This window comes from Vibrio sp. R10-SG-ISO4, assembly GCF_059834135.1.
In genome coordinates, this window is sequence record NZ_JCBDHJ010000013.1 from 328,461 (window position 1) to 341,010 (window position 12,550).

General features: G+C 44.9%; 13 protein-coding genes and 2 pseudogenes. 11 read left to right on the plus strand and 4 right to left on the minus strand.

Translation table 11 applies throughout. The features are described from left to right. Nucleotides 1-12 precede the first annotated feature (12 nt). The 4 genes from AC6R03_RS08055 (at nucleotide 13) to AC6R03_RS08070 (ending at nucleotide 2,572) form a co-directional block, all read left to right on the plus strand. Entirely contained in the window at nucleotides 13-387 is a 375-nt protein-coding gene (locus AC6R03_RS08055; protein ID WP_500630858.1) for an NADH:ubiquinone oxidoreductase, read from the plus strand. A 226-nt stretch (nucleotides 388-613) separates the two neighbouring features. Beyond that, nucleotides 614-1,780, plus strand: coding sequence for a serine hydrolase (locus AC6R03_RS08060; RefSeq protein ID WP_500630857.1), 1,167 nt, complete (start codon nucleotides 614-616; stop codon nucleotides 1,778-1,780). A gap of 161 nt (nucleotides 1,781-1,941) precedes the next feature. Continuing rightward, the gene (locus tag AC6R03_RS08065; RefSeq protein ID WP_334553355.1) at nucleotides 1,942-2,295 is read left to right on the plus strand and encodes a helix-turn-helix domain-containing protein; all 354 of its coding nucleotides are present in this window, start codon (nucleotides 1,942-1,944) and stop codon (nucleotides 2,293-2,295) included. Nucleotides 2,296-2,353: 58 nt separating this feature from the next. After that, nucleotides 2,354-2,572, plus strand: coding sequence for a DUF3820 family protein (locus AC6R03_RS08070; protein WP_500630856.1), 219 nt, complete (start codon nucleotides 2,354-2,356; stop codon nucleotides 2,570-2,572). Between the two features lie 120 nt (nucleotides 2,573-2,692). On the opposite strand, the gene AC6R03_RS08075 is transcribed toward AC6R03_RS08070, so the two are convergent. Further along, nucleotides 2,693-4,402, minus strand: a complete 1,710-nt coding sequence (locus AC6R03_RS08075; RefSeq protein ID WP_500625505.1) for a hypothetical protein — start codon at nucleotides 4,400-4,402, stop codon at nucleotides 2,693-2,695. A gap of 397 nt (nucleotides 4,403-4,799) precedes the next feature. Here AC6R03_RS08075 and AC6R03_RS08080 point away from each other — a divergent pair. After that, nucleotides 4,800-4,904, plus strand: a pseudogene (locus AC6R03_RS08080) (putative quorum-sensing-regulated virulence factor); the annotation flags it as partial. A gap of 73 nt (nucleotides 4,905-4,977) precedes the next feature. On the opposite strand, the gene AC6R03_RS08085 reads toward AC6R03_RS08080, so the two are convergent. Further along, on the minus strand, nucleotides 4,978-5,691 hold the full coding sequence (locus tag AC6R03_RS08085) for a hypothetical protein (protein WP_500630855.1): 714 nt from the start codon (nucleotides 5,689-5,691) through the stop codon (nucleotides 4,978-4,980). Nucleotides 5,692-6,285: 594 nt separating this feature from the next. On the opposite strand from AC6R03_RS08085, the pseudogene AC6R03_RS08090 reads away from it, so the two are divergent. Together AC6R03_RS08090 and AC6R03_RS08095 are read left to right on the plus strand one after the other, a co-directional pair. Further along, nucleotides 6,286-6,408: pseudogene (locus AC6R03_RS08090) on the plus strand (putative quorum-sensing-regulated virulence factor); the annotation flags it as partial. A 39-nt stretch (nucleotides 6,409-6,447) separates the two neighbouring features. After that, entirely contained in the window at nucleotides 6,448-6,690 is a 243-nt protein-coding gene (locus AC6R03_RS08095) for a hypothetical protein (protein ID WP_500629631.1), read from the plus strand. An 84-nt stretch (nucleotides 6,691-6,774) separates the two neighbouring features. On the opposite strand, the gene AC6R03_RS08100 is transcribed toward AC6R03_RS08095, so the two are convergent. Continuing rightward, on the minus strand, nucleotides 6,775-7,692 hold the full coding sequence (locus AC6R03_RS08100; protein WP_500629632.1) for a LysR family transcriptional regulator: 918 nt from the start codon (nucleotides 7,690-7,692) through the stop codon (nucleotides 6,775-6,777). A gap of 353 nt (nucleotides 7,693-8,045) precedes the next feature. Here AC6R03_RS08100 and AC6R03_RS08105 point away from each other — a divergent pair, with 353 nt between their 5' ends. From AC6R03_RS08105 to AC6R03_RS08120, 4 genes are all read left to right on the plus strand, one after another. Beyond that, nucleotides 8,046-8,336: a putative quinol monooxygenase gene (locus AC6R03_RS08105; RefSeq protein WP_500629633.1), complete on the plus strand. Its 291-nt coding sequence runs from the start codon at nucleotides 8,046-8,048 to the stop codon at nucleotides 8,334-8,336. A 70-nt stretch (nucleotides 8,337-8,406) separates the two neighbouring features. Next, nucleotides 8,407-9,489 carry an L-dopachrome tautomerase-related protein gene (locus AC6R03_RS08110; RefSeq protein WP_500629634.1) on the plus strand — a complete coding sequence of 361 codons (1,083 nt, stop codon included), beginning with the start codon at nucleotides 8,407-8,409 and terminating at the stop codon, nucleotides 9,487-9,489. A 238-nt stretch (nucleotides 9,490-9,727) separates the two neighbouring features. Beyond that, the gene (locus AC6R03_RS08115) at nucleotides 9,728-10,753 is read left to right on the plus strand and encodes a zinc-binding alcohol dehydrogenase family protein (RefSeq protein WP_500630854.1); all 1,026 of its coding nucleotides are present in this window, start codon (nucleotides 9,728-9,730) and stop codon (nucleotides 10,751-10,753) included. A gap of 68 nt (nucleotides 10,754-10,821) precedes the next feature. After that, nucleotides 10,822-11,478, plus strand: a complete 657-nt coding sequence (locus AC6R03_RS08120) for a nitroreductase family protein (protein ID WP_500629636.1) — start codon at nucleotides 10,822-10,824, stop codon at nucleotides 11,476-11,478. Between the two features lie 145 nt (nucleotides 11,479-11,623). On the opposite strand, the gene AC6R03_RS08125 is transcribed toward AC6R03_RS08120, so the two are convergent. Then, nucleotides 11,624-12,493: a patatin-like phospholipase family protein gene (locus AC6R03_RS08125; RefSeq protein ID WP_500630853.1), complete on the minus strand. Its 870-nt coding sequence runs from the start codon at nucleotides 12,491-12,493 to the stop codon at nucleotides 11,624-11,626. Between the last annotated feature and the right edge of the window lie 57 nt (nucleotides 12,494-12,550).

Here is a 12,550-nt window from a genome sequence, read left to right on the forward strand (position 1 = left end):
GCGAGGCACACAATGAAACTGTTTCTTATCCTTATGATGTCTGTATCTGCGGGCGTAGCGTCTGCTGATCACTTTCACTCTTTCTTGCTCGGTGTTTCGATTGCGACACTGGCAGTCGCAAGCTGCTACTGGTGCGCGTTTCAGCGTGTTCAATTCCCGCAATTGGCGTTGGCGATGTTGATACTCGGTTTGTTCGCGAAGTTCTTTGTCGCCGCGGCGGGCGTGCTCTTCGGTGTATCACAAGGTCTAATTACTTCACCGCTGGTATTTGTGATGAGCTATCTCTATTTCTCGATCGTCGCGACGTACCTCTGGTATCGCTACCGTAATCGACGCACCAAAAATCCATTTTCGGTGAAGCGCACGCTCTCGGGATTCGCAAATTGATAAGCGGAATCCACACTCAGCATCGATGCTGAGTGTTGTGACCTATTACTAAAGCCAGCGACCAGTCGCTGGCTTTTTCGTCCTTACTCTTTTTACCTGTTGCCGTGTGATTGTTACGTCAAATCTCGCTCAATAGTAACCATTGATTACAACAGGGCTGCAAGCAGCATCAGGTTGTTTATACTCAGGTAAGTGTGTTAACCCAACAGGACATTTACCGCGAATTATGAAAAAACACTCTTTGATAGCGTCGGTCTTCCTTTCTTCTTTGGCGACTGCTCACGTAGCAGTGGCTGCTCCAACGATTGTTCCTGATGCGCCGGTGTTGGGCGCCAATGGGTATATTTTGATGGACTACAACACAGGTCACGTGTTAGTCGAGAAAAACGCCGACACCAAACTTAACCCAGCCAGTCTGACTAAGTTGATGACGGCCTATGTCGCTGGGCAAGAAGTGAAAGCAGGCAACATCTCCTTAGACGATGATGTTCGAATTAGCCAACGCGCATGGGCGAAGAACTTCCCTGATTCATCGAAGATGTTCATTGAAGTCGGCACCGACGTGAAGTTGATGGATCTCTACCGCGGGTTGATTGTTCAATCAGGTAATGACGCCAGTGTCGCCATTGCTGAGCATGTGGCAGGCAGCGAGGACGCGTTCGTTAGCTTGATGAACTCTTGGGCGGACAAGTTGACACTCACCAACACGTCCTACACCAACCCCCATGGTCTAGATAGCGATGGTCTGTTCTCCACACCTCGGGATATCGCTAAGCTCAGCCAAGCGATTATTCGTGAACTACCGGACATTTATCCGCTCTACAGCGAAACCTCCTACACCTACAACGGCATTACTCAATACAACCGTAACGGTTTATTGCGTGACCGCAGCATGAATGTCGATGGTATGAAAACCGGTTATACCAGCGGCGCCGGCTACAGCTTAGCGACATCAGCAACCAGTGGCGACATGCGTTTGATATCGGTTGTGATGGGTTCAAGCAGCACCAAATCACGTGAGTCAGAAAGCAAGCAGTTACTGAGCTACGGTTTTCGCTTCTTCGATACCATCTCGCCAACCCGAGCCGGTCAATCGGTCGCCTCACCTAAAGTGTGGATGGGTAAAACCGATACCGTGGACGTGGGTGTGGAAAAAGATGTTTTCATCACTCTAGCGAAAGGAGACGTCACCAAGCTCACCGCCGAAGTTGAATTTAGTTCCGATCTTGTTGCGCCGATTGCACAAGGCGAAACCCTAGGACAAGTCATTTACAGCATCGATGGCGAAACCGTGGCGACGGCCCCACTGATTGCCCAGCAACCTGTCGAGGAAGGTGGCTTGTTTAAGAAGCTGGTGGATTGGTTTAAGCGCCTGCTAGCGAGCCTGTTCTAACTCTCCCCTCGATATATCGCGGGCACTTTGTGCCCGCAGATTTCTCGCCAAAGATTCAAATTGCGCTAACTTCTCTCTGACATCGTCTTGACGCGCTGCGCGGACAATACCGCCTTATTGACTCAACTTTATTATCGCGACCATTGAACAACGAGAGCAGCATGGAATTTACCGAACAAGACAGAGAGGCGATCTACACGACTTGGATGTCGCAAAAATCAAAGATGCGCCTAACGCAAATGGAGTTTGCGAAGAAACTGGGCATGAACCAACTGAGCTTCTCGCGCGTGCTGCGCGGTGAGGCGCCGATGACAATGCCTTTTGTCACCAAGTTCTGTCACTTACTTCACTTAGACCCCAAATTGGTGGTGCCCAGCTTAAAAGAACGCAGCGATCAGGGACCGAAAATTGTCTACTTGCAGAGCCGTATGAGCGTTGATGGCGAAATCCAAAACGCCTATATCGAAGGCAATCAAGTGATTGTCGAATACGCACATGTGGTGCGAGAAGGGTAGTCATGTTAGGGTATCGCGCGACCCATTTATCCAAACAGCGCACTCTGGTTACCCCACCATGCTTGAAAAAGAAAACCTCATCAAACTGGCTCGCACCCCTATGCCTTTTGGCAAATACGCGGGCCGCATGCTCATTGACCTACCTGAAGAATACTTGCTGTGGTTCGACCGCAAGGGTTTTCCAAATGGCGAGCTAGGTGATCTTCTAAAATTATGCTTAGCTTTGAAAATAGAAGGCTTGGATAATGTAGTAAAGCCCCTGAAGCGAGACTTTTAGCTTGACGTAGTATCAAGTTGAAGCTGTTAATGAAGAAGGCGGCCTGATGGCCGCCTTTGTATTGTTGGCTAAAGATTATGCTTTAAGATTATAGAACTTAAACGCTTAGAGCTTGCGATGTTATTTCTTATACATGGAAATGGTTGATTTAACTAAACCATCACTACTTAGTGTACGGCGATTAAGTGTGCCTTGATCCCAATCTTTGCCAGCAGGTGAATATTCCCAGCGATTGAATTTAACATCGTCGTCAGCACAATCGGCAGACATATCATCTTCGTCTTTATCGCACCAACGAATAGTGGTGTTTAGCTGTGCTAGTGTCGCTTTACTTTCGTTACTTGCGCCATTGGTAGTAAACCACCAGAAATCCATTTCGGCGAGTTCAGCATATGACTTTGTTTCTGAAATCTGAGCGGTCTCGCAGCCACTTTCAAACTCTGCGCCAGTTACAGTGACACCTTGTTCATCAAAAGTATAGGTTGAAGTCGCTACCACGTCACAGCCATTGCGAGTCGCGACCGCATGCCAGTTCCCTTTAAAGTCCACGTAGCGCTCCGCAGTTGGGCTATCGACTAGGTAAGCAAAGCTCAATGACTCTGACGTACGACCATTATACATACCACTAGTTACCGTGCGTTTCTTCACTTCAGTGTAAATGCCAGTTATTGAATCGTAGCTCGTTGATAGTTTGTCTTTTTGCATCGCTGAGCCATCTTGCTCATCGCTGTCATCGTATTCGGTGATACTAAATCCAGTTAATTTGGCTTCTGAGCAGTTTTGGTCTGCAAGACACTCATAGAGGACGCCAAATTCCTTCACATCCTCCCACGGTTCATCTTCATCTTCGCTAGACTCAGTATTTGGATTGAGCAGGTTGTATTGAAAATAAGTATTGTCTATGTCGAACTTGGGGCTAGGTGTAGTGATTTCGGCACCATCACAATAAGACTTACCATTGTCAGTATCATAACTGTAGTTTGCGTCGTCAGCTCCATCAATGCAGGTTAAGTATAGCTTGGCTGCATCACCACTTAGCTTGGTGTCGTTTGAGCCTTGTAATATGAGCAGTTCTGCTTCGTTTAAGCGCATGGTCATGATTGGCATGCCTTGGACTTGATCAAACAAATCTTTGTCTAGCAGTTTGTCGGCATGCACATAAAGGTGTTCATGTGTATCGCTTGGGTTTTTCGCCAACAGTGCCGAGTCAACAGTGCGAAGGTACTTGCCTGAGCCTCGTTGCCAATCGGTTAAGATCGCTTTGCTACCGCGCTCAAGGCCTTTTAAGGAGTCGTTTAAGTGCTCAAGTGCGTCTTCCTCACTGATCCAGTCACTATGATTCAGTTCCGATAGAAGATCGGTTGCAGAGGTTAGATCGTGCAGCATCACATTGTTAAGAGCAGCAATCATGCTTGCGCTCGGCGACTTGACGGTATCTGGTAGCGTAATAGAGCCGTTGCTGGCATCGTCCATGGTTTGCAGAATACGTGCTAGATTGAGGGCTTTTTGGAAATTACCCGTAGCTTCAAAGGGAGAAGTAATCGAGCGCGCAGACGTGCTGCCAATTCTTAGGCCATTTTCACCACCTAAGAAAAATGCGATTGTATCCCCTTCTTCATAGTTGTAGTTACCTTCGGCATCGGTGTAACCAGACTTGCCACTAGGTTTAGCCACATAATATAAGCCTTCCACTGCGGCATCGATGAATTGGCCTTGAGTTGTTGGTGATTCTGTTGGAGGTGGTGGTGCAGTCGATGAGTCACTTTTACAACCTGCCAGTGCGATTGCAGCAATAACTGACGTTGCAATAGCTGAGTGTTTTAAAAACATTTTGTTCCTTATTTATTAGATATTTATCCATATTTCTGTAGAGGTTAAACCTCTGTTGCATAATAGCCTGAAAGCATATCTCAGAGGGGAATTTATCACGGGGAATATGTAACAATTCGTGATATGGCAATGATTTATATTTGGTTTGCATGCATTGACTCGGGCAATGGTAGGTAATCAAGGATTCTAGTTTCAACTTGATCGAAGAAAGTGATTGACGCCAAAAATGTTTGATCGTTTGGCAGAGGTCTATATTTATGTGTAAACGTCGCTAACGACGGTAAAGTTACTCAGGGTCTTGGTTGTTTATCGAACAGTCTAGATTTTGACTCAAATACAAATCAAAAGTGACTCACTTCACAGTTTCCAGAAGGTGACTGTATTGTTTTTGGTCCGAAAGCAGGGTTTTCCGGAAGGGGAGTTAGGGGATTTACTAAAACTGTGTTTGGCCTTGAAAATTGAAGGCTTAGATAGCGTTGTTAAGCCTCTAAAACGAGGTTGAAGATCCCTTTCAAAAAGGTGGTTGAAAATAGTCATAAGCTGGCCTTAATGACCAGCTTCATAACACAAATTAATTAGTAGTTCGGAATGTTCATGGTATTAACATCACTTCCGATGTCGTGAGCAAACAATTGCTTCAAAACTTCTTTTGCTTGGTGTCCGAAAACATGAGAACCATATACTGGCCGTGGGTCTGAAGGGCGATCTTCACCGCCAAATCCAGCAAAGTGGTATCCGAAACCAAGGGCATGAACTAACTCATGTGCGACAAGCTCTGGTGAGTGAGTACATGTAGCTTCTTCACTAGCGATTCGTACCCAATGCCAACCAAGGTTAGCGATTGTGCTATCGGCGTCAATGATTGTAGTACCACTGGAACTCCATGGCCCCCTGCCAACTCCGCCACATAGCCCTGTATGACCTGCTGTTTCGTAGTTGGACTCAAAGATGAAGCCACCTTCGCTTGGAATACTTGAATAATCCACCTCATGACCCCACAACATATCTCCATCATTGGTCTGAATTTCAATGTTAACTTCTGGAATCTTATTATCTATTTCGGACAACTTGAATACTTGACGGCCTACCGCGTCTTCAATTAACTTGATCCCGTCGTAAATATTTTGGTGAGCTTCAAAGTTTGGCTCATTCGTTGAATTATTTACGTAGACTGGAATTAAGTTCTGATCGATGTCATGGCGACGAATCATACCGTCGACAGGTGGGGTGTTTAGATCCAGAGCGCAAGCAAATGCATCGCAATACCATTGGTTGTTCTTCGCTGCCAAATCTGACAATCCATCATGTGGTAGTAGAATTCCCTGATAGAGTTCTGAAAATTCATTTTCACCTAGGAGAGTAAATACCTTTGTAATACTCTCTGTTGTAGGTTTAGGGTTTCGGAAGTCACCACCGTCTCCACTATCACTATCACTGCCCCCACAACCTGCAAGCGCGATTGAAGCAATAACTGACGTTGCAATAACTGAGTGTTTTTAAAACATTTTGTTCCTTATTTATTAGGTATTTATCCATATTTTTGTAGAGGTTAAACCTCTGTTTCATAATACCCTGAAAGCATGTCTCAGGAGGTGAGTTTGTTACGGGGGTTTGTAAAAATTCATTACATAACAATGGTTTATACTTGGTTTGCATGTATTGGTTTGGGTAATGATGGGTGATCAAGGATTAGTTTCGACTTGCTCGAAGAAAGTGATTAACGCCAAAAATGTTTGACAGTTTGGTAGAGGTCTATTTTTATGTGTAAATGTAGCTAACGACGGAAAAGTTACTCAGGGTCTTGGTTGTTTATTGAATAGTCTAGATTTTGACTCTAATACAAAGCAAAGGTGAGTTACTTCACACTTTCCAGAAGGCAACTGTATTTGCTTTGGTTCGATAAAAAAGGCTGGCCGAACGGTGAGCTTGGTCAGTTATTGAAGCTGTGCCTCGCACTCAAAATTGAAGGGTTAGATAGCGTGGTAAAACCGCTAAAGCGCCTATGATTTGCCGCAGATACTCCCACTTTAACGACAAGAAACCGTATGAAACTTGATATCAACGCACTGAAACACCACCAACTAGTCGAAGATGGTCAATTGGAGGGGTGTTACATTCATCAACCTGCTAAGGGCAGTCAGCAAGACGACCAAGCCGTATTGGCCGAGCGCCAAGCACTAGAGAATATGGGATATAAGGTCGTCCAGGTACAAACTAAAGGCCGTACCACAACGTTTTCTGAAGCCATGCAAGAGCTAGCCAAGAAGACGGCCAATCAGTCTAAGTAGTTAGCGACAGTGCCTATCGTTGTCTGAATGGATATCACTATGCGCTGACCCCTTCGTGCTCGGTAGATTGGGAAGGTAAACCCATTAAATTGCCTTCTTTTCCACTAATTGGTCGAGAATTGAACTGGCTTTCTCTCTAAACAAATCTCTCAATAAACGAACCGTTGGCGTGATTGACTGTCTGCTAGGGCAGACCAACCAAAGTTCGGTTGGTGTGGGCTTATAATTGCGCATAATACTGACGACACGCCCATTCAGAAGGTCATCGGACATATCGAGACAAGACTTAATTGCGATCCCTTTCCCTGCAACACACCAGCGTCTCACTAGGTCCCCATCATTTGAGGCCCTGTTACCCTTCAGCTTTACCTTGTGAGTAATACCTTGATCGCTAAATTGCCACTCATTTTGCAAGACATCATGTAGCTGATAAAACAGTGCATTGTGTTGTAGCAGATCATTGGGGTGCGTTGGCGTTTGATGCTCAGATAAATAGCTCGGGCTTGCACACAATACCCTAGGTACATCGCAGATCTTAAATCCATACATATTGGCATCAGTTGGTGACCCATAGCGCAATGCCAGATCAACAGAGTCACGATAAAAATCAATAGTGCTATCACTGATGTTTGAGCGCAGTGATACATTTGGGTATTGGCACAAAAACTCATCTAACCAATACGTGACAAGGTTTCGGCCTAAATCAGAGGATAGGGCGATACGAATCTCACCATGGATAGTGCCTAATTCCTCGTGTAGGCTCATTTTGGCCTGTTCAAGTTGCTTTAGTGCTTCCTCACACTTAGGTAAGTAGCGCTCTCCAGCAGGCGATAGTCTCAAGTGGCGTGTAGTGCGCACAAAAAGCTCGACACCCAAAGAGGCTTCTACGCGCTTTACTGCAGCACTAGCTGTCGCGGTGCGCATATCTAAATTGGTTGCCGCTGCGGTGATACTACGAAACTCCGCCACTTTCAAAATCACCTGTAAATCTTCCAAGAGCATAACGAGACCTTTCCAGTCCAGAGAGGACAACATTGAGGTATGAGTTAAACCATATATAGCAATGGAGCGTTTTGAGCAATCTATTTTCAAATTATTTTTGAAAATAATTCAATTTATCACCTGTTTTTAATGGTAAATGATTATTCTACTATACAAACGAACCGAAACACGCCGCCAAGTGTAGTGGTCACGCTACTATCAAATGATTTTTGATACTGCTTAAAAAATGAAAGGATAAACCTGAAAGTTACTGTATCTATACTAAATGGTATAGCAAGCTCTTTTGCTTTGGAAGGAGTTTAACTTTTTGTTTTGTATGATTTTTAATGCGTTGATATATAAAGGAAGCAAACATGACTAAATTAACTATTGTTGCAAATATTGTGGCGAATGAAGATAAAGTTGAGCTGGTAAAAACAGAGCTACTCAAGTTGATTGACATTACTCGCTCGGAGGAAGGGTGCGTTAATTATGACTTACATCAAGACAACGAAAATCCAGCTCATTTCTTGTTTTTCGAAAACTGGGCATCCCGTGAACTGTGGCAAGCACACATGGGGAACAAACACCTAGCCGATTACCTGGCGGCAACAGAAGGAGCCGTAGCGAGCTTTACCATTAACGAAATGACTCAAATCGCGTAATTCTGTATTGGGAGCACGTTGGTTATTTGTCGTAGCCCGTTCTCCAGAGTATCCCATTAAGGTATATCGAATGAAAAACATCAAACCACTTCTAGCAATTACGATTGCGGCTATCTTAAACACTGCGCAAGCCGCGGATATTGAAGTTGTCGCCCAGCTCAACGGAACACGTCCAGGAAACATCACGGTTACTGAACAAGGCCGCACATTCCTATCTATGCAACCTCTAGATGGACCTCAATACCGTGTTGTTGAGCTGATGAAAGATGGTTCAACAAAACCTTTTCCTAGTGAGGATTGGGCAAATGGTCCCGAGATTGGCGAGGTCGGTTTGTCTTCGGTGATTGGTATTGATAGTACAGACGACGGTGTCGTTTGGATTCTCGATATGGGCAGTGCTGAAGCGCCAGCGCAGATTGTTGCTTGGGATACGGAAAAAAACACCTTGTTTAAGCGTTTAGAGATAAGCAAAGATGTGACAGTTGGCAACTCTTTCCTGCAAGACTTTGCTTTAGATACAAAACGCAACCAGATGTATATTGCGGATACTAGCCTTGGAAATCTATTTGGTGAGCCGGCACCAGCTTTTATTGTGGTGGATCTAGAAACTGGTAAGTCTAGACGCGTGCTTGAATCATATAAGGCTTTACTATCACCAGAGTATGATGTGGTAATTGATGGCTCATTGATGGGGACGAAGCGCGAAGATGGTTCATCGGATGCACTCTACCTTGGACTAAATCCTATCACAATTGATGCGGCGAACGAATGGGTCTACTTCGGCACGGTTAATGGTAGCGCTATCTACCGGTTACCAGCGGGCGCTCTTGCAAACGAAAATCTGACTGACATAGAGCTAGCTCACTCCATTGAGTTCTATAACGAAAAACGGCCGAGTGACGGTATGATCATTTCGGAAAATGGAGATATTTATGTGGGCGATGTTGAGAAAAACGCCGTGAGTATTGTAACCAGTGAGAATTTCAAGACATTTGCACAAGACGATGAATTGCTCTCATGGGCGGATGGCTTCTCCATTCACGGGGGCTACCTCTACATTACGCAAAACTCCCTGCACCTAAATCCTGCTCTGAATGAAGGAGAGGAAGGGGCAAGCAAACCGTTCCACGTTTTACGCATCAAACTATACTAGTGAGTTGTCACTACTCCCTCCACTATTAAGCGTATGCTCTTCGCCATAACATACGCTTTTTGTTTTGGTTGCCACTCTCGTCCATTAAAATTTATTTGGTTATGCAATGACCTTTTTGTACTAAGCAGTAGAGCCCTTTGATTTTCAAAAATTAATTGAATGTGACTAAAAGATTGGGCGCTTTATCGCGAATATCAGAACGCTATCATTAAGCTGTCCAATTAAAGGAGAATGAACAATGTCAGTCCCAAATACAATGAAAGCCATTGGCTTTACCCGATCATTAGCAATTACCGAGAAGGAAAGCTTGGTTGAGTTTGATACAAGTATTCCTGAACTAAGAGAGGACGATCTTCTCGTCAAAGTGAGTGCTACTTCCATTAACCCTGCAGATGCGAAAATTCGTATCCGTAATGCAAAAGACAAAACTCTAGCGCAACCCAAAGTACTCGGTTACGACGCAGTTGGTGAAGTGATTGCTAAGGGTGGCAATGTTTCAGGCTTCAACATAGGTGATCGTGTGTATTATGCAGGTGATGTAACTCGTATGGGCGCTAATGCTGAATACCAAGTAGTCGACTACCGAATTACCGCTCACGCACCACATAGTCTTTCTGATGAGTCTGCGGCAGTGATGCCATTGGCGACATTGACCGGCTGGGAAGCTTTGTTTGATCGTCTGCGTATTCGTCCAGAAGAAAAGAAATCGATCTTGATTATTGGTGGTGCGGGGGGCGTTGGCTCAATAACTACTCAATTGGCGAAACAGCTCACTAATCTGACTGTGATTGCTACGGCTTCAAGGCTTGAGACAGAACAATGGGTAAAGGGCATGGGCGCTGACCACGTTGTCAATCACCGTAATCTAGTAGAATCTGTACGTGAAAAGGGCATCGAACATGTTGACTACATCTTCAATGTGGCTGATACCAAAGGTCATTGGGATGCGATGGTCGAGCTAATTGCTCCACAAGGCATGATCAGTTCAATTGTAGAGTTCGATGGTGGTGTCGATCTCTCTGCACTACAAGGTAAATCAGCAGGCTTTGTCTGGGAGTTAATGTTTACCCGCTCATTGTTTAACACTGACGATCTTCAGAAGCAGCAAGAGATTCTCTTCCAAGTTGCGAACTTGATCGATGCAGGGCGTATTAAGTCGACACTTACCACAACATTGAAGGGCTTCAGTGTCGAGACGTTCAAAGAGGCACATCAACGCATAGAAAGTGGTGCTTCAATTGGCAAAACTGCAATTAAATATTAAATCAGCGCTAGATACACTGAGTGTGTATGACTGATTGTTGACAAGACTGATTAAGCGGAAAAATCATTATGAAAAGTCAAATTATCAAGGATTTAGAGCAACGGTACACAGCAAAACGTTACGACAAACATAAACGCATTCCCCAAGAACAACTGAATATTATTTATGAAGCGATTCGTTTGTCTGCGTCATCAATAAACTCGCAACCTTGGAAATTTATTGTTATTGAAAGTGATGAGGCAAAAGAGCGTATGCATCGCACGTTTAGAAATAAGCATCACTTCAATCAGCCCCATATTAAGGCAGCCTCTCATATTATTCTGTTTGCGCATAACCCTAGCTATACCCGTGAAGATTACGCGAAGGTTGTTGATAAAGGAATTGCTGATGGGCGAGTCTTGCCGGAGAATCGAGAGCAAGCGTTTGGTAGTTTCGCATTTGCCGAGCTAAATACCCATGGTTCCGGCGATACCTCTGCTTGGACCAAAGCACAAACCTATTTGGCATTGGGTAATACATTACATGTGTTGGCTCGATTAGGAATCGACTCTACTACAATGGAAGGCGTAGACTCTGCATTAATCAGCGAAGAGTTTTGCCGAGAACTGGGTGGGTATCAATGTGATGTCGCACTGGCCATGGGTTACCACCATCAAGAAGAAGACTATAATGCAAGTTTACCTAAATCGAGGCTGGCTCTTGATTCAGTGTTAACGGTGCTATAGGCCACAAAAGCATGAGTGAGATTTCATCACCTCTCATGCTTTCCCGCTGCGTCTCCTTGCTATACCATTGTTTTGGGCAGATTGATTAATGGATCGTTGAATTACAAAATTATCCACATCCTTCTGTCCCATCACAATTCAGAAGTTATTCCACTAGCAGCGCTTTTATCTTTGGCATCACCTCTTTTGTGGCGAGGTACCCGGCTTCAATAGCCTGCTCTTTTTCATCAAATGCACTGCTGCTGCTTGGCTCAAACTTTGGGGCAATGATGATGTCTGCACTATTTAGCTCTTGCTGAGATAACCGACAGCTCTGCATGCGAAAAGTAGCAAGGGTGACCCTGCTTGCCTGTGCGTCAGGAGTCGGTTGATTGTGGCAAAATATATCGACTGCAATGATCTTTTGTGCGCCTAACTCTCTTGCCGCATCGACAGGAATCACGCTAAGAACACCACCATCAACCAGAATATCTCCTTGGTGCTCAATCGGGACAAATGCCCCAGGGATTGTTGATGAGGTTTGCACCGCGTTACCGGGATTTCCGGAACGAATCATCACGACTTCTTGCGTTGTGAGATTGGTAGCGGTAACGGCGACAGGTATTGGCATATCAGTTAAGTCATCATAGTCAACTTGGCTATTTATCCATTCAGAGAGTCTTTTCCCATTAACTAACCCTCTCGAAGACACCACAAAATCGGCCAGATCTAATATGCCAATCTCTTCAATTGCCGTTTCCATTTTCTCAACGGTCATGCCCGATGCATAGAGGACCGCCGCGATTGAACCTGCGGAAGTGCCGCTCACCACTTCTGCTTTTACCCCCTCTTCTTCGAGCGCTTTAATAACCCCAAGATGCATAAACCCTCGAACACCACCACCGCCAAAAGCAATACCGAGTTCATGTTTATCAGGTACTGGGGTCGTTACTGCGTTAAGGTCTTCGTAAACATTAGGAGAAGAGCAAGCCACTAAGCTGGCTGCTATGACTGAAAACATTAGCCTCTTGAACATCAAATTTTCCTAAACTGTGTAATCGTCATCGTCTGAACCTCTGTCATCTTGTTGAGC